Here is a 21752-nt window from a genome sequence, read left to right on the forward strand (position 1 = left end):
GTGTCCGTTAGTTAGTAACCGCCCGGAATCGCACGGTGCTCAGCCGGCCGGGCGCTCCCGCGTCGATCGCCTCGAGCAGCAAGGACAACTGCCCTCCCGCAGCCTCGCGCCATGCGCCGGGCAAGTAAAAGGATGCGGGATCGCCGCCTCGCATCGTCGGCCCTGTCCCCTCCTCCGCCAGCCACAGCCGACCGACGATCCGTCCGGCGTAAAAGGCGGTCAGCTTCAGCCCCGCTCCGGCGACAGCGACGCGCCAGCCGAGTCCGCCTGGCGACTCGTCGGTCGTCAAGTGCAGCCAGGCCGCATCGCCGGGCACAAGCTCCAGGGGCAACGCGACCGCAACCGCCTCGGACCGGCCACGCTCCGCATGGCCGTGCCACGTCGCCTCGTCGGCCCCGCACACCGACCACTCATCCGCTCGGACGCCCTCATAGAGGAGCACAGGCCCGCGCGGCAGTCCGCGCGCTCGCTCCATGACGACGGTCAACGCCACCGTCTGGCCCGGAGCCAGCAGATCGTCCAGCCGGATATACGGATCGAACGGGCTGATCTCGCCCATGTCCAGATCGTCAACATATAGTCTGGCGCGCACCCGCAGCTCCGGGAAGTGCAGCGTCCACGAATCCGCGTCAGCGGCGGCGGTGAAGCTGCGGCGATAGCACTCCAGCGCAGGCTGGTCGGGCGACGTCCAATCGCCGAACGATACCATCGGCCACGCGTCGCCAACGGCTGCATCGACAGGAAGGGCGAGCGAGTCGAGGTACGGTCCTCGCAGCATCTGCCAGTTGCCGCTGAGCCGATGCACCTGCGAGACCGCTGTCAGACCTGTCAGCCCCTTCATCGCATGCAGACCAAGCGAGGGCTGCAGCACATCGTCGAAGTTGGAGTGGCCCCAGATCTCTACCCGGGCCTGAAGTCGCTCTGCCACGGCAGGCTCGCCGAACGCCAGATACGCATCGGAGCCGCCGGGGACCGCCGTGCCGACATAGCCCCCGTCCGCATACAGCGATACGACATCGCTGCCCTGCCGGATCAGCACGCCTGCGACCTGTCGCTGCAGCGACGGGAGTCGCGCCTCGTACCAGGCATAGCCCCGATAGATGCCGACTCGCTCCAGATAGTCGGCGCGCGTCAGCCGGACTGGACCGTCGACGCCCGGGATCGGCGCGCTCGCATCGATCACCGACATCGTCCAGCCCTCTGTCACAGGCTGTCCGGGAGGACGAGGCGTTGGTCTAACGCCCATTAACACATCCCCAGTATCCGCTATAGATTCCACATAAAGCGCTTTATCTAGGGAATGGACGATCAGCTGCAATACGCCTCCAGCGGCGAGCCATATCCTACAGCGCATCTCCTCTGCGCCGTCAGCCTCGACGATCAAGCGGCCGTCGAGATAGGCTACGGCTGCACCCCGCGCCTCCCAGCGCAACGGCTCCTCCAGCTGCAGTGCCAGCGATGCCGCGCCCTCCGCGTGGAAGAGCAGCGCCTGCCCATCGTCCGTGTCAGCCGACAGGTACAGCTCTGCCCCGGCGCTCTCCAGACAGCCTCCCGAGACGCCAAAGCGCGAGGTAGGAAGCGCCAGCGGCAGCGTCATCGAGCGGCTCGCAGGGAGCGTGAAGGCGATACGCGGCTGCCCCGTCCCCGCCTCCCCCGCTATCCGACACAAGACGAGCCGCTTGTCCCGATCCTCGAGATTGGTCACGGTCGCGAGATAGCCTCCGCCTCTGAGCCGCAGCGCCTGTGGACGAGCGACGCCGACGTTGCCGCCCTCCAGCCGCCAGCCTGCTTCCTCCAGCGTACATACCGTCGCCTCGCCAAGCGCCTCGCCATAGGTCTGGATCAAGCGTCCGAGCAAGCGCCCCTCGTAGCCCTCCTCGCGGATCTCGCCCTCCGGGGAGATCATGCCGCCGAAGTCATAGTCGGAGGTCAGGAAGGCCAGCGGGCTGCCCCAGTTGTTGGTCGCATTGGTGAAGCCAAAGTCGGTGCCCGATACTTGCAGATAAGGTCCCAGCAGTTTGGCCCCTGAGGCGAGCAGTCGACGCAGGAAATAGTGCGAGCGGTTCGTCTCCGTCACCAGCAGCGGATAGCCGCGCTCCCGCACGAGGCGCTCATAGTGCAGCACCTTGGCCTCCAGCTCGGGGGCGCGGTCGTCGGCGTACACATTGCAGGCTGGGGCGACGCCCTCTGCCCAGCCGGTCGCCTCCGCCAGGCCGCCCTGCCCGGCACAGGCGAACAGCGGCACCGTGATGCCTCGCGCGAGCGCCATGTCCCGGAGCGCGCCGATGTATCCCTTCGGGTCGGAGCAGTTGTAGAAGTCCAGTTCATTGTCCAACTGCACCGCGATGACCGAGCCGCCCTCGCCCTCCTGGAATGCCCGCAGCAGCGGCAGGATCCGGTCGAACCAGCCGGCTACGCACTGGAGGAACTGCGGGTCGTTGTCGCGCAGCCGCATCCCCTCTCGCGCGAGCAGATAGGCCGGCAGCGCGCCGCCATCCCACTCCGAGCAGATATAAGGCCCGGGGCGAGCGACCACCCATAATCCCGTCTCTGCCGCTGTACGCAGGAATGCCTCCACGTCGCGCTCGCCCTCGAAATCCCACGCCCCTTCCTGCTGCTCGTGATGATTCCAGGGGAAGTAGACGTCGATCGTGTTGTAGCCCAGATGCCTCAGCTGCTCCATCCGCGCCCGCCAATAGGCGCGGGGGATCCGGAAATAAAATAACGAAGCGCACAACAAGAGGCGGGATTGCTGGCCGATGCGGATCGCATCGCCCTGAAATCGCACGCTGGAAGCTGACTCCGTGACCTTGCTCATAAGCTGTCCCTCCCGACTTGATCGTAATCATCGAAACGCAGATCTGGCCAATTGAAATGTAACCCGTTACATATAAGGTTCAAAAAAAGCACGCAAATCGATAAGCGTGCTTCCCTAGTCCCCATTCCACCTGCAATCGTCATCCTGCAACGGGTTACAAAAATGAGTTCAGAATATTTTATACCCTCATTCTATTCAACACTGTAAGCGTTGTCAATCATTTTATTTGCCACGCTCACCGGCGCAGCCGATTCTCTGATCGCCAGCTCGGGACGAACCTTGATCGTCTTGATTGCCTTGTCTCCGTCCATCATCCCGCAGATCTGATCCGCCGCGATCCGGCCGACCTCATAGCATTTCAACGACACGGTCGTCAGCTCGGGGATGCTGTTGGCCGCATAGGGGATGTCGTCGAAGCCGACGATCGACAGATCCTCCGGGACGCGGATGCCGGCCTTGTGCGCGGCCTTCATGACGCCTACAGCGACCAGATCGTTGGCGCAAAAAACGGCCGTCGGAAGCGTCGATAGCTGCAGCAGCCGATTGAAATATTGCTTGCCGCTGTCGACCGAGAAGTCGCCGTCCAGCACCCATTCCTTGCGCGGCTTCAGCCCGTTGTCCCGCATCGCCCGCTGGAAGCCCTGCAGCCGCTGCAGCGTATTGGACATGTAGCTGTAGCCGCCGACGAAGGCGATGTCGCGGTGCCCCAGATGGATCAGGTATTGGGTCGCCAGCTGCGCGCCCTCCCTCTCGTCGACGTACACGCGATGGACATCCGCCCCCGGCACCTGCCCGTTGACGAGCAGCAGCGGCACGCGCTGCGCGACATCGACGATCTCCTTGACCTGCGCTGCGCTCGGGCGGGCCAGATTGATCCGTCCGCCGATCCAGACGATGCCGTCCACCCGCTTCTCCATGAGCAGGTTGAGATACTCCGACTCCCGCTCGTACTGGTCCGCGTACTCGCCTTCGGTAGATACGGTGTCGCACAGGAAGATCGTGTAGCCATGCTTCCTTGCCTGCTGATCCAGCCCCGCGAGTAGCGTCGGGAAGAAGGGGTTCGTAATATCAGGAATGATGACACCGAGCATGCCCGTCGCTTTTTTGAACAAGCTGCGAGCCAGCGCGTTGGGCTGGAACTGATACTTGTCGATCAACGCCTGGACGCGCGCCTTGGTGGCCGGTCGGACAGGCGCCGTATTGTTGAGCACGCGGGACACGGTGGCGACCGACACCTGGGCTTCTCTGGCTATGTCGTATACTGTGATTCTCTTCATCTCGACCCGCTCCTAGTCTGTATGATAGGTTACGAGTAGGATATCAGAATTCACGTCATTTGAATACGCTTTAATGTACAGCACAACGCCCCTGACCAGAGAAGGCCAGGGGCGCTCATGTCCGTATTTGCTCGAATGGTTAATCGTCGGTCCGCCACCAATGCTGCGACCGATCGGCAAACTCGGGCGCGCGCACGATCCTGCCGGGCACCGCCCAATCGACGCCATGCTCGGAAAACAGCTTGCCCTCCGCCGCGCAGGTCGTCATAATCGACTCCAGCTCGCGGATATGCGTCGCGATCGTGTCGCCCTCCGGCGTACGCTCGACAGCGCTCTCCGCTACCGCATGCACCGCTCCCGAGGACTGGAACGCCGCATTGGTGACAGCCAGATAGTTGGCCGAGCCCTCGATCGAGGCATGCAGCGGCTGTGACGGGTCGTCGATGGCCGACATCAGGTTCAGGTAGAGGCGACGCATCAGCTCGCCCTGCGAGAAGCCTTCGCTGTAATCGGCCGTCTGCTCCGTCCCGTCGCCACTCGTCCAATGCAGCACATTGTCATAATGCCAGGTCATCACGCCCTTGCTGCCTTCCATACGGATCATCGGCTGCGGCTGATGGTCATGCGCGCACAAGGTCGTGAACATCATCAGCTCGACGCCGTTGTCCATCCGCGCTCTCACGCAAGCTGTATCCTCCGACTCGATCGGATGTCCATGGTAGAGCTCGGCCTGCACCTCGACGGGCGTCGCGCGCTCGGCATCGCCGAGGCCGGCGGCCGACAGCGCATTGTAGTATAAGTGCGAGAACGGATTGTGCAGCGTGCCGTCCATGACATACCCGCTGCGATGCTTGAGCTTGCCCGCCCAGCCTGTGCGCGAGTAGTAGTCGTCGGTGCGCTTCCACATGCCAAGGCCAGTGACCCGCCGCAGCTCGCCGATCTCGCCGCTCTTGATCAGCTCCAGCGCCTGGAGGAACGCCTCGCCCGTCGTATTCTGATACTGCACCGCCAGCCGCCGTCCCTGCTCCCGGCTGACCGCCGCCATCTCTACCGCGTCCTCCAGCAGGACGGCAGCCGGCTTCTCGGTCAGCACATGGATGCCGCGCCGCAGCGCCGTGATCGCCATCGGCTTGTGGAGAGCGATCGGGGTCGCCAGCGCCACGAAGTCCAGATCGGGATGCGCATCCAGCATCGCTTCATAGTCGGTATAGCACACAGCGCCCAAGCCGCCCAGCGTCTCGATATTCTCGCTGCAAGCCTCCGGATTCGGATCGACGCAAGCCACGCATTCCAGCACTCCCTCTGCTGCGAGCTGCGCGATGACGCGCACATGGGAGCCTCCGAAGCCGCCTACGCCTGCCAGAGCCATTCGTTTTTTGGTCATAGCCGTTTTGATCTCCTTTGTTGTACAGAGTCTAATCGATGCGAGCTTGCCCTCAAGCTGCCGTCTTCGGCCTAACCTGACGCACGATGCCCGGACCGTCGGCGGCGGCCCGGGCTCGCGAGCTTCTACTCCTCTTTATACGTGCTCCAGGTACCGCTGCTTCATCAGCTCCATCACATCGTCGCCGTCCATATCCCAGATCGCCTGGTTGAAAATCTCCACCTCGATCGGGCCGTTATAGCCTGCCTGCTCCACCGCCTGGCGGATCTTGCGCAGCTCGATCACGCCGTCGCCCATCATGCCGCGTCCGAGCAGCAGATCCGGCACCGGCACGAGCCAGTCGGACACATGGTAGCCGAGGATACGGCCGGCCGCCCGCTCGATCTGCGGGTACAGGTCGGGGTCCCACCAGACGTGGAACACATCGACGACGACGCCGACTTGCTCGGGCGTATACTGCTCGGCGATCGTGTTGGCCTGGGCCAGCGACACGACGACGGAGCGCTCGGCGGCATACATCGGATGCAGCGGCTCGATGCCCAGCTTGACGCCATGCGCCTGCGCATGCTCGACCAGCTTGGCGATCCCCTCTTCCACGTACTGGCGCGCCGTGGCGATATCCTTGTCCGCCGACGGTCCGCACACGAGCACGAGCGTATCCGTGCCCAGCTCCGCCGCCTCCTCGACTGCCCGGAAGTTATCCTCCAGGTTGGCCTGACGCTGCGCCGCCGTATCGCCGGGGAAGTAGCCGCCGCGGCATAGACTCGACACCTTCAGCCCGGACTCGCGGATGATCCGCTTGCTCTCGGAGAGGCCCAGCTCGGCGACCTTGTTGCGCCACGGCGCGATCCACGGCACGCCAGCCCGCAGACTGCCCTCGACCGCCTCGCGCAGCGTCCACTGATTAGTCGTAATCTGGTTCAGACTGAGCCGATCCAGCGATTGTATCGGTTGCATAGTTATCCTCCTCATTGTAGCGGCTGATCCGCCTCATGTACACGATTGCGCCGGCCGGCAATAAGGCGGCCAGTGCGGCCGCCTCTCCCATCCTTTACTCCACGCCCGCGAGCGCCAGCACCTGCTTCATCCGCGCTACCGCGAGCTCCGGCCGCTGCAGCAGCCCTGCCTGGTCGGCCAGCACGAACAGCTCGGAGAGGTGAGTGATCGAACGCATCCCCTCGGCGCCGCCGATCATCCGGAAGTGCGACTGATGTCCGTTCAGGTAAGCCATGAACACGATTCCCGTCTTGTACGCATACGTCGGCCGCTGGAAAATATGCCGCGACAACGGCACTGTCGGCTCCAGGATCGCGTGGAACTGCTGCGCATTGCCCGCATCCAGCGCATGCAGCGCCGCTGCGGCGGCCGGCGCGATCGCGTCGAAGATGCCGAGCAGCGCGTGGCTGTAGCCCTGCTCGTCGCCATGGATCAGCTCGGCGTAGTTGAAGTCGTCGCCCGTGTACATCTTCACGCTCGCCGGCAAGCGGCGGCGCATGTGGATCTCCTTGTCCGCATCAAGCAACGAGATCTTGATGCCGTCGACCTTGTCCGCATGCGCCTCGATGACGCGCAGACAGACATCCATCGCCTGGTCGAGGTCCTGATGACCCCAGTAGCCTGCCAGCGCCGGGTCGAACATGTCGCCCAGCCAATGCAGGATGACCGGCTCCTTCACTTGACTCAAGATCCGACCATACACATACTCGTAGTCCTCCGGCCCCTTGGCGCAGGCGGCGAGCGCCCGGCTCGCCATCAGGATGATGCGGCCGCCGACGCCCTCGACGAAGCTGCACTGCTCCTCGTAGGCGCGCAGCACGTCCTCGATCGTGTTGCCCGGCTGCGGCAACAGATGATCCGTGCCCGCGCCGCTGGCGACACGGCCTCCTACAGCTCTGGCCTCCTGCACCGAACGGCTGATCAGCTCCTGCGAGCGCTCCCAGCTCAGCCCCATGCCGCGCTGCGCCGTATCCATCGCCTCGGCCACGGCCAGGCCGAGCGACCAGAGGTGACGCCGATAGGCCAGCGTCCCCTCCCAGTCGATCTGCGCGTTGCTGCCAGGGTCGGTCCCGGCGAACGGATCGCAGACGACATGCGCCGCCGAGTAGGCGATCCGGCTCTCGAACGGTTTGCCCTGCGGTACCTCAAAGGCGCCCGGCCCTTGCAGCGTATAGTCCTTGAGCGCTCCGCCGACCTGCGGCAATCTGATAATGCTGCTCATATGGTCGCCCTCCTAAAAGTTTTCCGAAGGAAACTCGCTTCGCTAGGTGAAGCGGGTATGCCGCTTGTGCGGCTTACCAAGTTTCATTCCAGTGAAATCCAAGTCAAGGCTGTGTGAACGTCAGCCTCGCTTGGATTTGAAGCATATGCTTAAAGTTTCAGTTCCGGTACGTCGATCCAGCGGCGCTCCTGCCACGACTGCATGCCCAGATCGGACAGCTGCGTGCCTTTGGCCCCTTCGAGCAGGTCCCACGGGAACGGGCTGTCGGTGACGATATGTTTCAGGAAAAGTTCCCATTGTACTTTAAAGCCATTGTCGAACAGTTGGTTGTCCGGTACCTCTTCCCACTGCTCGCGGAAGTTGAACGGATTTTCGATATCCGGGTTCCAGACCGGCTTGCACGTATTGACGCGATGCTGCGTCTTGCAGTCGCGCAGACCCGCGACCGCGCTGCCCTCGGTGCCGTCGACCTGGATCGTCAGCAGATCCTCGCGATTGACGCGGACCGCCCACGAGGAGTTGGCCTGGACGACGATGCCGCCCTCCAGCTCGAACGTCGCGTACGCCGCATCGTCAGCGGTACAGGCATAAGCTTCGCCGTTCTCGTCGATCCGCTGCGGGATATGCGTCACGCCCAGACAGGAGACCGAGCGGACTTCGCCGAACAGATTATCCAGCACGTAGCGCCAGTGCGCGAACATATCGACGATGATGCCGCCGCCGTCCTCGGCGCGATAGTTCCACGAAGGACGCTGCCCCGGCTGCCAGTCGCCCTCGAATACCCAGTAGCCGAACTCCATGCGCACGGAGAGGATTTTGCCAAAGAAGCCCGAGTCGACCAGACGCTTCAGCTTCATCAGACCTGGCAGGAACAGCTTGTCCTGGACGACGCCGTTCTTCACGCCCGCTGCCTTGGCGATCCGCGCCAGCTCCAGCGACTCCTCCAGACCAGCGGCCGTCGGCTTCTCGCAGTAGATATGCTTGCCGGCTGCGATCGCCTTGCGGATGCTCTCGGCGCGGAAGTTCGTCATCTGCGCGTCGAAATAGATCACATTGTGCGCATCCGCCAGCGCCGCATCGACATCGGTGCTCCAGCGCGTCAGGCCGAACCGCTCGGCGAGCGCCTTCACCTTATGCTCCTGACGGCCGACGAGGATCGGGTCCGGCATGATGATATCGCCATTGGCCAGCTTGACGCCCCCCTGCTCGCGGATCGCCATGATCGAGCGGATCAAGTGCTGGTTAGTCCCCATACGTCCGGTTACGCCGTTCATAATAATGCCGATCTGATGTGTTGTCATCGGTCAATCTCCTCTCGTAATTCCAGTAGTGGATGCCCCTCTGCGGAGCGATTGACCTTATCATACCGCCGCCGCCCGACTTCTGTCTTACGAGTTTAGGAAGCGCATTCTTATTTTCGGAAACGACAAATAACCCCCACCTGGCGGCAGGCGCGAGCGTGAGGTAAGCTGGGATTAGAAATTCTTTCTAAATTTTCCGAGGTGAAAAATGAAGAATTGGAAAAAATCATCTCTCCTCCTGTTTGGGCTTGGATTTTCTGTATTAGGCAACTGGATTTATTTTGTCGCCATCAATATTATCGTGTTGGATATGACCGGTTCCCCCGCAGCAATCGCTGGGTTATTTGTCCTTCGTCCCCTTGCTATGTTGATAACGAATCTTTGGTCTGGAAGTATGATTGACCGCGTGAATGTCCGTCACTTAATGATCGTGGTAGACATCATCAGAGGTATACTCATTTTGGGCATCCTCTTTCTTTCGTCCGTTTGGAGTATATATGTGCTCGTATTTATCATCAATGTGTTTGGCGCCTTTTTCGGTCCAAGTTCATCCGTCTACATTACGAAAGCAATCCCCGGTGAAGATAAACAACGCTTTAACTCCATGATGAGCATGATTAACTCGAGCGCCTTTTTGACAGGACCCGCGATTTCCGGTTTGCTGATCGCGAATGTCGGGGTGCATGTATGTATCATCATTAACGGTGTCAGCTTTATTGTGTGCGCCATCGCGATTTTCTTTTTGCCGGATGTTGACTCCAATTCCAGGAACGTTCGTGCCCCTTTATCATTAAAAATGATTATCAGTGATCTTAGATTGGTAATAGACTTTTCTAAGACGGCTCGCTTTTTCATCGTTGTCTATCTGCTATTTCAAGCCTCCATGCTTATCGTCTATGCCATTGATTCACAAGAGGTCGCCTTTATCCGAATCCATCTAGATCTTACCGAAGTCGATTATGGTTACATCATCAGTGTTACTGGCGTTGGCTCGTTGGTTGGTTCCTCCATCGCCGCGTTGGTTGCCAAGAAAGTCCACTATCGTTGGTACTTAGGACTTGGGTTATTATTAGGCACCGTCTTCTATATTGCTTTTTACGCTTCCTTTAATTTCCTGACGGCGGCAGCCTCGTTCACCCTGTTGGGCTTTTTCATGGCCTTCTCAGGATCGGGATTCACTACGTTCTTCCAGAAATGCGTCCCTGCTGATATCATGGGCAGATTCTCAAGCGTTGCGGATATGTCCCTTGGGATTGTGCAGATCTTGCTTACGATTCTAGTGGGTGTCCTGGCTGATGTGATTAGTTTGCAGCTTTCTTGTCTTCTCTTTGCAGGGCTCGCATTTATAGGTTCCGTGATGGTTTGCTTTAAGGTGCTTCCATCATCGAGATCAGTTTTTTTCCACGCGCGGGATAAGGAACAACATTCGTCTCTATAACAAAGGGGTCCGTTACGAGCCTCGCGCCATCAAGCGCAAGCTGGCGAGCGTATCCTCGTAGCTGCGATATGTACCTGCTATCTTGGTCAGCAGCCACTGTTCGTGCTGCGGACGATAATGTACGGTTACGGCATTGGGCCACAGGTAGACCCGCTCCTCCACCATCTCGAATCGATGCAGCGACACGCCGCATTCCACTGCCCACTGCTCCAAGGTCTGCGCGGTCAACACCCTGCCTGCGGCAACAATGACGTCGTCCGTAACATCCCATACGTCGATGCTGTCGAATAACTGTCCGCTGCCCTGCTGCTGCATGGTCACATTGACAGCAAAGCCTTCATAGTTAAAGGTCAGCACCTCCAGTCCACCATCACGCCACACTTCATCGGCCTGCGCGACCGCCTGTCCCGGCGTCAGCCAGAGGTCGGTTGGCAGACAGCGCGCCAGCGTGCCGCCTTGCACATACGTCTCCAGCGATAGCGAGCGGAGCGCTTCCTTCATCGTTAGGTTTCGGTCCATCCGTTCACCTTGCTTTCTCTGGATTCCCTTACAGGCTTCCTCTTCAACAATACATCCGATCTTGAACATACACGCGATGCTGCCGTTCGTCAACGCAGCAGGCATGTTCAGCGGGTCTCGAATAGTGTACGATGGTAGGGACGAAGCGTGGCTGCAAGCCGCCTTCAAGACGAGGTCGAAGCGAGGTGTGGAATGCCATGCTGTTGGAGATCGAGACGTACGGGCATGACATCTATCTATATGAGAAGAAGCATTCGCAGAAGTATGAATTCGCGGATCATTATCATGATATCCATCAGATCGTCTATGCGCTGGAGGGGACGGGCACGGTCGCCATCGAGGGGCGGCAGCATACGATCAGTCCGGGACGTGCCGCCATCATGACGCCGGGTACGGTGCACTCAATCCGCTCCGAGTCGAAGCTCACCCTGCTCGTCGTCGCGCTCGCCGACCAGACCTTCCTGGCGAGCGAGCTGGCCGGGCGTGTCTTCCAGCGCTCGCGGGTCGTCTCGCTGTCTGCGCATCTGGACAATGAGATTCGCCGTCTGCTGCGGACGATGCTGTTCGAGCAGGCGCGGCAGCCGGAGTTTTACACGGTTGCCTTGAGCTGCCATCTGACGGAAATCTGCCTGATCTTCCATCGCACGCTGCAGACGGAGGAGCCGCCAGTCGATCTCAACTATGTGCGCGCCGAGAGCATCCGCGACTACATCGATACGTACTTCTACGATATCAGCAACCTGACGAGCGACATCGCCAGCAAGCTGGGCATCAGCTCGCGGCACGCCGACAACATATTCAAGGAATATTACCATGTCACGCCGCGCAAATATTTGGCCGAGGTACGGATCGAGCACTCGCGCAAGCAGCTTGCGGAGACGGACAAGGACATCGTGACGATCTGCTTCGAGGCCGGGTACGAGAACCTGTCGACCTTTTACCGCCTCTTCAAAAACGCCACGGGGCTCTCGCCCAACAAATATCGCCAAACGTACAATGAGCAATTCCATGCCGAGCAGCAGATGTCGCCGTGATGCAAGGTGAAGCGGCACATCGCAGAGCGATGCGCCACGGCTGTCGCCGTCCTTTTGAGCGGGACAGTCAGTTTCATTCCGCTAAAATCATTAACGCCGCAGCCGGTCGGGAAAGCTCGACCAGGTGCGGCGTTCTTCGCCTAGATGCGCATCGTATCGTCCCGCCACTGGCTAATCCGCTCGCGGATCGCTGCCGGCTCCAGACTCTCCTCCACGGCTTGCTCGCACAACGCAGGGAACTCCTCGTCTCCAGCATTGCGAAGCGCAATGATCTGCCGCACACTGAGCCGTTCGTCGAGCTGTCGACCGGTGAGGCGGTAGTGGCGGAATTGCTCCTCGATCCGCACGATCCGATCCTGCGTCTTGGTCGCATAACGCCGCATCCGCATCAGCGCGAATACAAGCGCCAACGCAAAGCCGACGACCAGCAGCGCCAGCCCGTCATCGCCGTCCGCCCGAGCGGTACGGATCAGCAGCAGCACGGAGCAGACGAGCAGCACAAGCGCCAGCGGCAACGTTACGAAGTGATACGGCCAGTCGAAACGCAAAAATGTCGACGTCTTCGGTTGCTTCATACTCATCATGGAACCCCCTATTCATCGTCACAGCCCTCTCACATCCACCAAAGCCTTTGCCCCTGATTACCCGCATCGCCGACTAGCGCACCATGAGAGCTGCGCAAGCGGGCTGCTTCTCCGCTCCTCGCCTCACGGGGAAGGTCGCACGCGATGTCCCGATACTCGCTTGCAGGGAGCGACCACACGCATCTACGTCCGATGCTCGCGGCGATATTGTCCCGGCGTCATGCCGGTCTTGCGCTTGAACAAGGCGTGGAAGTGCTTCAGATCCTGGTAGCCGACGGACCGGGCGATCTCCGGTATCGTCTGGTTCGTCTCGCGCAGCCGCTGGCAGCAGATATGGATCTTGCTGTTATGCACATAGGTCTTGAAGGGCACGCCTGCCAGCGTCTTCACCTGACGCTGCGTATGCCGCTCGCTCCAGCCAAGCGTCGCAGCCGCCCAAGCGAGCGAGTAGTTGCCCTCGGGATGCAGCGCGATCCGATCCAGCAGCTCCTGCAGAGCCTGGGCAGAACGGACGGCGGGCGTGTCGGCAGACAATCGGCGATGCAGCAGGATCATCAGCTTGGCCCATTCGCTCTGTACCCATAGCCGATACCCGGGCTGGCGGCCGAGGAACTCGCGCAGCATCGGCTCGAGCAACTGCGCGAACTCGGCTCCCTGCTCCCGCAGATGCCGCCAGGCCGTCTCCTCCCGCATCCCGTGGACCGCCGCCTCCTCAGCGCTCACCCGCTCGAACGCCGCCTCCTGGAACAGGCAATTGTACACGATCAACGGCTCGCTCCCCCTCGCAGCCGCCGGCCGGAACACATGCGAGACGCCAAGCGGAATCCAAAACAGATCGCCGCGCCGCACCGGCAGCACCTGCTCGCCGATCCGATGATAGCCGTGTCCCTCCGCCACGTAGTTGATCTCATAGAAGTCATGCGTATGCTCCAGCAGCTCAAACGACTCCTCGATCCGGTTCACAAAAAACGGGAAGCCCGGCTTGAAAAATAAGCTCCCCGGCGTCTGCTCGATGGTGCGGCTTGCCTTCATGATGCGCCCTCCTTCCTCTGCTGGGATGTGACAGGTTGTTAATTGGCGCTGCATCCTATACTCTGCGCCCTACACTCACGCGGCACGCCTCGCTCTATGCTCTGCGCTCGCTCCGCACTCTGTACCCTGCACGCTGCCCCTGCGTTCACTTTTCCTGTATTCTTTAACGCTCGCCACGGCGCTTATTGGCCGCTTTTTTCGTCATTATCAACTCTAATGCTCGCCCTAGCGCTTATTTTGCAGTACAAGCCTATTTTTCGCCATTTTCGAGAAAATAAGCTCGCTGGCGAGCGTTAGGATGCTGGAACGCCATTTTGGGCGTAAATAAGTTCGAGGGCGAGCGTTAGAGCCCAAGTCAAAGACCGAGTTAGTAACCTCAGCAGCAAGCGTAACCTATAGCGACTATGTGATGGCTACGATCAAAAATCAAGAAGGCTCCCCGACGACGGGGAGCCGCATCTATGCCTATAGTCGAGCAAAAACATGCTGCCGTCAAGCCCCACTGGCGGCCCAGGCGCAGGCCCGCCTACTCCACGTTCTCCTGTGGGCGCACCTGGCGCTGGCCAGCGGCGACGCTTGGCGCAGGCTCGATCACAGGGGCCGCTTCGCCCGCCTCGACGATGCGGCGAATCAGCGTCTCGCGCAGCGTATCCGCGACCTCGCGGTGCGAGTCGTACCCTGCCAGATTGGTCAACTCGTAAGGATCAGCGTACAGATCGTACAGGAACGCTTCCTGGTAGACCGGTGCACACGCATCGCGGATCGGGTCGGCATCCGGCGCGCTGACGCTATACTTCCAGCGATGGGTGCGGATCGCACGGCCAACCTGGGACTCGCTAATCTGCACGAACACCTCCTGCGGCCAGTCCGCGCGCGCGCCGCGCAGCAGCGGCAGGATCGAGCGGCCCTGCATATGCTCCGGCACCTCGATCCCCGAGGCATCCAGCAGCGTCGGCACGAGGTCCACCAAGCTTACCAGCTCCCCGACACGGCCGCCACCTATGAAATCAGCCCCATAGAACGCCGTCGGCACACGAATCGAGCTCTCATGGCAAGATCGCTTGTACTCGCCGTTGCGCGTCTTGAAGTGCGAGCCGTGGTCGGAGGTGAACAGGATGATCGTCTCCTCGGTGAGCCGCAGACTGCGCAGGGCGTCCATCACCCGTCCGAGCGCCTCGTCGAGCCGCTTCACCATGCCGTAGTAGCCGCCAAGATGCTGCGGCGCCGTGCCTGTCAGCGCCGCCAGATCAGGCGGTGTCCAGCGCGACGTATAGACATCACGGTAGACGTCGGGCGCCGGATAGTCGTCGCGGTGGTTCTGGTGATGCGGCTCCAGATAGGACAGGAAGAGGAAGAAGGGGTTGTCCGCCTGGCTCTGCCGATCAATGAAACGGATCGCCGCATCGGTCAGCGCGTCGACCCGATAGCCCGGCAGCCATACCGGCTGCTCCGCCTCATCGTACAGCAGCGTCTCGTAGGCGTCCGACGTATGCTCCAGCGCATCGGCCGCCAGCCAATGCTTGTAGCCGCCGCGCAGATGCTCCGGCACCGGCTGGTCGCGGGTGCAGGCCAGATGCCATTTGCCAATGTATCCGGTCTCATAACCGGCGGCATTGTAGTACTTGGCCAGCGTCGGCATGTCCTCCGGCAGCGGGATGCCGTTGGTATAACAACCTGTCTCTGTCGCATACAGACCCGTCTGCAGACTTGAGCGCGCCGGGCCACACACCGGCTGGCAAGTGAAGGCATAGTCCAGATGGGTACCGCGCTGCGCCATCCGGTCGAAGTTCGGCGTCAGTCCGAGCGGATTGCCATGAACCCCGGTCGTATCCCAGCGCTGCTGATCGGTGAAGAAAACGATGACATTCGGTTGCTTGCGTGTACTCATCTGCATCTCTCCCTTTCTTGTCTCGATAGAGCGAAAAACATACAGGAGTCCGCCCCCTCGCGCAGAACACTGCACAAACGGACGGACCTCTTTACTAGTCTCCTATAGCTTAACCTTTTAGGCCGGTGGTGGAAATCCCCTCCACAAAGTAGCGCTGGGCGAGGAAGAAGACGAGGATACACGGCACGATCGTGACGACCGACATCGCCATCACCTGGTTCCAGTTGACCGCACCTTCGTTGTCCAGCACCATCCGCAAGCCGAGCGCCACGGTATACTTGGAGACGCTGTTGATGTAGATGAGGGCGTTGAAAAACTCGTTCCACGTCCAAATGAACTGGAAGATGCACACCGAGATGAGCGCCGGCACCGACAGCGGCAGCAGGACCCGGACGAGCGTACTGAACGAATTGCACCCGTCGATGACAGCCGCCTCGTCGAGATCGCGCGGGATGCCCCGCAGGAATTGCACGATCAGGAAGATGAAAAAGGCGTTGACGGCGAACAGCGCCGGCACATAGAACGGCAAATACGTATTGAGCCAGCCGAAGTTGCGGAACAGGATGTAGCGCGGGATCATGATGACCGCATCCGGCAGCATCAGCGTCGAGATCATGAGCGCGAAGAACAGCTTTTTGAGCGGAAACTTGAACCGGGCGAACCCGTAGGCGACGATCAGACTTGAGGCCATCGTGAGCACGACGACCGGGACGACGAGCAGGAATGTATTGCCGAAGAAGCGGCTGAAGCTCGTCCGGCCAACGCCCTCCCAGCCCCGCTCATACGCGCCCCAGATGATCTCTGACGGAATCAGCCCGATCGAGGCGAAGATCTCCTCGTTGGGCTTCACCGACGCCGAGATGAGCCAGAGCAGCGGATACAGGAACAGGATGCTCAGGACGGACAACAGCAGGATAAATCCCGTCTTGCGCCAGCTCATCGCCCATCCCCCCCGTCTTCATAGTGCGCCCAGCGGTTGCTCGTCTTGAACAGCACGAACGTGAATGCCAGGATGATCAGGAACAGCACCCATGACTGCGCCGAGGCGTAGCCCATTCGGAAAAACTGGAAGGCGTTGTCGTAGAGCATGACGCCGTACAAATACGTGGCCTTCATCGGACCGCCGTTCGTGATGACGAAGGCGGCGGTGAACTGCTGGAACGCATTGATCGTCTGCATGATCAGATTGAACAGGATAATCGGCGTGAGCAGCGGCAGCGTAATCGAAAAGAAGGTCCGCACCTTGCCCGCGCCGTCGACCGTCGACGCCTCGTACAACTCGCGCGGCACCTGCTTCAGCCCGGCCAGGAACAACACCATCGACGAGCCGAACTCCCATACCGGCAGCAGCGTAATCGTGAATAGCGCCAGGTCGGGATCGCCGAGCCAGTTGAGCGGCGGCAGCGACAGCTTCGCCAGGAACTCATTGACCAGCCCCTCGCGCATGAACAAGAATCGCCACAGCACCGAGACGGCGACGCTGCCGCCGAGGATCGAAGGCAGGTAGTAGATCGTCCGGTAGATACCCATGCCGCGCATCTGCCGGTTCAGCAGCATCGCTACGAGCAGCGCGACGATCAGCTTGGCGGGCACCGCCATGACGACGTAGAGCAACGTCACGCGCAACGACTGATAGAAGACCGGGTCCTTGGTGAACATCTCGATGTAGTTGGCCCATCCGATGAACCTCTGCTCGCGCACCATGCTGTAGTCGGTGAAGGAATAGACGAGCGAAGCTACGAACGGCACCAGCGTCAGGACGACGAAGCCGATCAGCCAGGGGCTGATGTATAACAGACCGATGCGCTGACCCTTGGCGCGACGCTTGCGCGGAGCGTTGCGTAACGTATCCTCGGGTGCGACGACGGCAGACTGGGTTTGCATGTTTTTCTCACACCTTATCTGTTACGGGAGCGGCCCGTTTCTGGTCCGCTCCCTTCATTTCTTCTTGAACTCGCACTTTAAGAATGTCCTATGATAGACGGCCTACGCCGCTTACGGCATCGAGCTGAGCTTCTCATCCAGCCGCGCGGTCAGCTCGGCTGCCGCATCGGCGGCGGAGAGCTGCTTGAAGGCGACGCGCTCGAGGATGTCCTGGGCGATCTGGTTCAGCTCCTGATTGTTGCTCAGCGCATTGACCGGGTTGCCGGGGTTCTCCAGCGCCACCTGCACTGCCTCGTTGACGGTCGGGTCGATCGCGCCGTCCGCGACGAGCTTGTCGGCATTGGCCTGGACGACCGGGACGCTGTAGACGTCCTTGAGGATCGCTGCCGCCTCCGGCGAGGTGAGCAGCCAGCTGGCGAATTTCGCCGCTTCCTCGGGATGCTTGGACGCCTTGCTGATCGCCAGCGGGTTGCTCGGATTGACGAGGACGGCCGAGGTCTTGGCGTCCGTCGGCACCGGATACATGCTGACGCCGAGATTCGGCGTATACGATTTCACCTTGGCGATCGTCGAGGCGAGCGTGAACATCATGCCGATATTGCCTTGCTGCCATTGCAGATTCTCTGCCAGATCCTTGTACAGGCTGCTCTCTTCGACCGGCTGCATGACGCCGTCGTCCAGCAGCTGCTGGTAATAGGCGAATGCCGCCTCGAGCGAGTCTGCCTCGAAGCCCAGCGTCTTGTCGTCCTGGATCCACTGGTTGCCGGTCTGCTGGTTGACGAATGGCTGCAGGAAGGTACGGTAATCGAACATGCCGAGCAGGTAAGCGTTCGGGTCTTGCTCATGGACGCGCTTGCCAATCTCATGGATCGTCTGCCAGTCCCACTTCGTATCCTCAGGGATGTCATATTTCGCGAAGAAATCCTTGTTGTACAGATTGACCATGCCGTTCACGCCCATCGGCAGTCCGGCCAGCTTGCCGCCGAAGACGGCGTAGCGCTCCAGGAAGGCCGGGTCGAAGGCATCCAGGTCGATGTAATCCTTCAGGGTGTAGAGGTCGACGACCAGGTCGCTCTTGACGGCGAGCTCGTCGATCCAGTCGACCGACAGCGGCGTCAGATCGGGAGCGGTGCCTCCGGCGAACTGGGTGACGAGCTTCTGATAGTAGCCGTCAAAGCCGCCATACTCCGGCTCGATGGTGACGTGAGGGTTGTTCTCAGTGTACAAGTCGATCGCCTCGAGCAGCGCCTTGTGCCGCACCTCGGACCCCCACCAGGAGAAGCGCAGCGTAACGTCCTTCGGCGCCTCCTCCTTGACCTCGCTGCCGCTGCCTGCGGCGCCGCTCTGGCCGCCGGACTCGGCTGGCGCGTTGTTGCCGCCGGCGCAGCCGGCCAGCAGGCCCGTCAGCAGGATGGCGCTGAGCGCCGAAGACCATACTTTACGTTGTGTCATTGTTGTGCCCCCTCGTATGTGATTGATCTAACTATAAAGGCTGTCTGGCGTCTATGAAAAGGCATACAAAATGACGAAAGGTATCATTAATCGCGGAATTTCGCGTAAAGGTATCCGAAATTGACATGCAGGTTAAATTAGGAGAAGAAACGGCAGACAGAGCGGCGGCTGCGCCTGTACAAAACGGAAATGATCGATTATGCTGGTCAAAAAGATTGCAACGATCCTATAACATCCAGACTCTGTCGGAGGTGCGCATCATGTATACCCTGCTGCTCGTCGACGACGAGCAAGAGATCCGAAGCGGTCTGTCCCAATACTTCCCCTGGCATGAGGTCGGCTTTGAGCTGGTCGGCGAATGCGTCAACGGACGCGAGGCTCTGCAATGGCTCGAGCAGCGTCCGGTCGATGTGCTGCTGTGCGATATCCGCATGCCGCTGCTCTCGGGGCTCGAGGTCGCCCAGCAGCTGCACGCCGCCAAGAGCCGCACACGGATCGTCTTCCTGAGCGGCTACAAGGACTTCGATTATGCCAAGCAAGCGATGGCTTACGGCATCAAGCATTATATCGTCAAGCCGACCAAATATACCGAGCTCTTCGACGTTTTCTCCTCGCTCAAGCTCGAGCTCGACGAAGCTGCGGAGGCCAGACGGAGCCCGCAGGCAAGCGGCTCCTCGGCCAGCTTCAACGCACAGGTCATCGCAGCGATCCAGGCTTATGTAGAGACGAACTATGCCCGGGCGACGCTGGAGGAGGCCGCCGCGATCGTCCATATGAATCCCCATTATGTAAGCAAATATTTCAAGGACAAGACCGGCGAGAACTTCTCCGATTATGTGACGTCCGTGAAGATGAACAAGGCTGCCGAGCTGCTGCGGGACATCCGCTACAAGACGTACGAGGTGAGCGAGATGGTCGGCTATAGCTATGCCAAAAACTTCACCCGCACCTTCAAGCGCGTCCACGGTGTCAGCCCCCGCGAATACCGCAACAATTACGAAGGGACTCGCCCTTAGCATGCGCAAAAAATTTTTCTTTAAAAACCTCGCGCTGTTCCTGATCCCGCTGCTCATCCCGACGATCGTGCTCGGGGCGCTCTCGATCGTCGTCACCAAGCGCTTCAACGATGCCGAGATCAATCGCAACCAGCTCCAGCTATTCCATCAGATGGACCGCAACATCGAGCTGATCTTCAACGAGATCGAGGCGCTTGGCCTCTACTTCGGCAATGTCGAAATGCTGTACCGGCTCGAGGATATCCTGCGCACGCAGCAGGTGACGCTGGAGAACAAGCGGCTCATCCAGGCCACGCAAAACTATATCGACGCGCCCGCCAACGCCCGCCCTTATATCGAGTCGATCTACGTCTATGTCCGCAACCCGCACGACCAATTTCTCGCCAGTAGCGACGGCCTATCCAACTTCCGCGAATTTCACGATACCGCCTGGCTGGACAGCTTCCTCGCGCACGAGACGGCAGAGGGAGGCACACAAGGCGGCATTTGGACCGAGGAGCGTCTGGTGCAGCGCTATTCGTTTGAACGCCCGTTCTCGGTGACGACGATCTACAAGCCGCTCTACTCCAGCGTCCTGCGCGAGCCGTTCGGCGTCGTCGTCCTCAACATCTACACCGCCTACATCGAGCGGCTGCTGCGCACCTACGAGACGTATCCCGGCCAGCTGCTGCTCGTCCTCGACGAGCAAGGACGGACGATGTTCGAGAATCGCCCGATGGGCGGAGAGCTCGCGAAAGCGTTGCATGCAACCGCCACTCCGGGAGACGCCCGCTTCTCGCTGCGAGCCGAGGAGATCGACTATGCCGGCGCCCAGCTTGCCTCCGGCCGTTACGACGGCTGGCGCTATGTGTCGCTGGTGCCGGAGCAGGCGATGAACGCCGTGCCCTTCCGCCTCACCCAGTTTACCGTCTACGTGGTGCTGCTGTCGTTCCTGCTCGGACTGGCGCTGACGTACTATCTGACCGGCCGCTCGCTGCGTCATATCCGGCGCATGATCGCCATCATCAAGTCGGCGGAGCGCGGCCTCCCGCTGCCGCAGCTGCCCGAGGCTCCGGGCTCCGGGGACGACGACACCAACTACGTCATCCAGAAGATGACGCGCAACTTCATCGAGCACCACTACCTGAGCGTACAGCTCTCGGAGAAGAAGTACCGGCTGCAAGCGGCCGAGCTGCTGGCGCTTCAGTCGCAGATGAACCCGCACTTCCTGTTCAACACGCTGGAGACGATCAACTGGAAGGTGCTCTCTCTGACTCGGCGGCCCAACGAGGCCAATCATATGCTGGAGCATCTGGCCGATCTGCTGCGGTATTCGCTCGATACGCCGGGTCGAATCGTCACGCTGGCGCAGGAGATCGCGATCACCGAGAGCTACATCGCCCTTCAGAAGATGCGGTATCAGGACAAGTTCGATGTGATCTGGGACTATGACGAGGTCGCGATCGCCGAATGCAGCATCGTCAAGCTCATCCTGCAGCCGCTCATCGAGAACAGTCTGTACCACGGCATCAAGGAGAAGGAAGGGCGCGGATGCATCAAGCTCCGGATCGATATCGAGCAGGAGACGACCCGGATTGCCGTCATCGACAACGGCGTCGGCATGACGCGCGAGCGACTGGAGGAGATGCGGCAGCGACTGGCGCAGGACGGCGAGACCGAGGCGCATATCGGACTAGCCAACACCAATCGCCGACTGATGCTCACGTATGACATGCCCGACGGCCTCCATCTCTGGAGTCGCCCGGGCTGGGGCACGGTCGTCTGGTTCCGCGTGCCGAATGAGAGAGCAAGATCGTAAAATCTCCCCTGTGCTATAACTGATAGTGAAATCACATGGGGAGATGATCAAGATGAGCACGACGCAAGGGAAACTGGAAGGGAAGTTGGAAGGGAAGTTGGAAGGGAAG

Annotated in this window: 17 protein-coding genes; 4 read left to right on the forward strand and 13 right to left on the reverse strand. The window is 60.4% G+C overall.

All coding sequences use genetic code 11. The annotated features are described in order from the left end of the window. Positions 1-7: 7 nt before the first annotated feature. From PA598K_RS10130 to PA598K_RS10155, 6 genes are all read right to left on the reverse strand, one after another. Positions 8-2818, reverse strand: a complete 2811-nt coding sequence (locus PA598K_RS10130) for a beta-galactosidase (RefSeq protein WP_128656835.1) — start codon at positions 2816-2818, stop codon at positions 8-10. 191 nt (positions 2819-3009) lie between these two features. Then, complete coding sequence (locus PA598K_RS10135) at positions 3010-4095, reverse strand: LacI family DNA-binding transcriptional regulator (protein WP_128656836.1); 1086 nt, start codon at positions 4093-4095, stop codon at positions 3010-3012. A gap of 139 nt (positions 4096-4234) precedes the next feature. Continuing rightward, positions 4235-5479, reverse strand: coding sequence for a Gfo/Idh/MocA family protein (locus PA598K_RS10140; RefSeq protein ID WP_128656837.1), 1245 nt, complete (start codon positions 5477-5479; stop codon positions 4235-4237). Positions 5480-5614: 135 nt separating this feature from the next. Continuing rightward, a complete protein-coding gene (locus PA598K_RS10145) occupies positions 5615-6436 on the reverse strand; it encodes a sugar phosphate isomerase/epimerase family protein (protein WP_128656838.1) in 822 nt (273 codons plus the stop codon). A gap of 94 nt (positions 6437-6530) precedes the next feature. Continuing rightward, on the reverse strand, positions 6531-7697 hold the full coding sequence (locus PA598K_RS10150) for a dihydrodipicolinate synthase family protein (protein ID WP_128656839.1): 1167 nt from the start codon (positions 7695-7697) through the stop codon (positions 6531-6533). A 149-nt stretch (positions 7698-7846) separates the two neighbouring features. After that, positions 7847-8998, reverse strand: a complete 1152-nt coding sequence (locus PA598K_RS10155) for a Gfo/Idh/MocA family protein (RefSeq protein ID WP_128656840.1) — start codon at positions 8996-8998, stop codon at positions 7847-7849. A gap of 208 nt (positions 8999-9206) precedes the next feature. Between PA598K_RS10155 and PA598K_RS10160 the strand changes: the two genes are divergently transcribed. Further along, entirely contained in the window at positions 9207-10436 is a 1230-nt protein-coding gene (locus PA598K_RS10160; protein ID WP_128656841.1) for an MFS transporter, read from the forward strand. A 12-nt stretch (positions 10437-10448) separates the two neighbouring features. Here the strand turns inward: PA598K_RS10160 and PA598K_RS10165 are convergent, their stop codons facing one another. Next, positions 10449-10955, reverse strand: coding sequence for a hypothetical protein (locus PA598K_RS10165; protein WP_128656842.1), 507 nt, complete (start codon positions 10953-10955; stop codon positions 10449-10451). A gap of 197 nt (positions 10956-11152) precedes the next feature. On the opposite strand from PA598K_RS10165, the gene PA598K_RS10170 reads away from it, so the two are divergent. Continuing rightward, complete coding sequence (locus PA598K_RS10170) at positions 11153-11989, forward strand: AraC family transcriptional regulator (RefSeq protein WP_221414122.1); 837 nt, start codon at positions 11153-11155, stop codon at positions 11987-11989. 140 nt (positions 11990-12129) lie between these two features. Here the strand turns inward: PA598K_RS10170 and PA598K_RS10175 are convergent, their stop codons facing one another. The 6 genes from PA598K_RS10175 to PA598K_RS10200 all read right to left on the reverse strand — a co-directional run bounded on the left by PA598K_RS10175 (position 12130) and on the right by PA598K_RS10200 (position 18829). Then, on the reverse strand, positions 12130-12570 hold the full coding sequence (locus PA598K_RS10175) for a DUF6526 family protein (protein WP_128656844.1): 441 nt from the start codon (positions 12568-12570) through the stop codon (positions 12130-12132). A gap of 186 nt (positions 12571-12756) precedes the next feature. After that, positions 12757-13605, reverse strand: coding sequence for a helix-turn-helix domain-containing protein (locus PA598K_RS10180; protein WP_185601798.1), 849 nt, complete (start codon positions 13603-13605; stop codon positions 12757-12759). 526 nt (positions 13606-14131) lie between these two features. After that, complete coding sequence (locus PA598K_RS10185) at positions 14132-15493, reverse strand: sulfatase-like hydrolase/transferase (protein WP_128656846.1); 1362 nt, start codon at positions 15491-15493, stop codon at positions 14132-14134. 109 nt (positions 15494-15602) lie between these two features. Beyond that, positions 15603-16433: a carbohydrate ABC transporter permease gene (locus PA598K_RS10190; RefSeq protein ID WP_128656847.1), complete on the reverse strand. Its 831-nt coding sequence runs from the start codon at positions 16431-16433 to the stop codon at positions 15603-15605. Then, positions 16430-17377, reverse strand: coding sequence for a carbohydrate ABC transporter permease (locus PA598K_RS10195; RefSeq protein ID WP_128656848.1), 948 nt, complete (start codon positions 17375-17377; stop codon positions 16430-16432). Before PA598K_RS10195 ends, PA598K_RS10190 begins: the two co-directional genes overlap by 4 nt. A gap of 111 nt (positions 17378-17488) precedes the next feature. Beyond that, a complete protein-coding gene (locus PA598K_RS10200; protein WP_128656849.1) occupies positions 17489-18829 on the reverse strand; it encodes an ABC transporter substrate-binding protein in 1341 nt (446 codons plus the stop codon). Positions 18830-19089: 260 nt separating this feature from the next. Here PA598K_RS10200 and PA598K_RS10205 point away from each other — a divergent pair, with 260 nt between their 5' ends. Continuing rightward, positions 19090-19845, forward strand: a complete 756-nt coding sequence (locus PA598K_RS10205) for a response regulator transcription factor (protein ID WP_128656850.1) — start codon at positions 19090-19092, stop codon at positions 19843-19845. A gap of 1 nt (position 19846) precedes the next feature. Next, positions 19847-21643: a cache domain-containing sensor histidine kinase gene (locus tag PA598K_RS10210; RefSeq protein WP_185601800.1), complete on the forward strand. Its 1797-nt coding sequence runs from the start codon at positions 19847-19849 to the stop codon at positions 21641-21643. Positions 21644-21752: the final 109 nt, after the last annotated feature.

This window comes from Paenibacillus sp. 598K, from assembly GCF_003851045.1.
Classification (GTDB): domain Bacteria; phylum Bacillota; class Bacilli; order Paenibacillales; family Paenibacillaceae; genus Paenibacillus_D.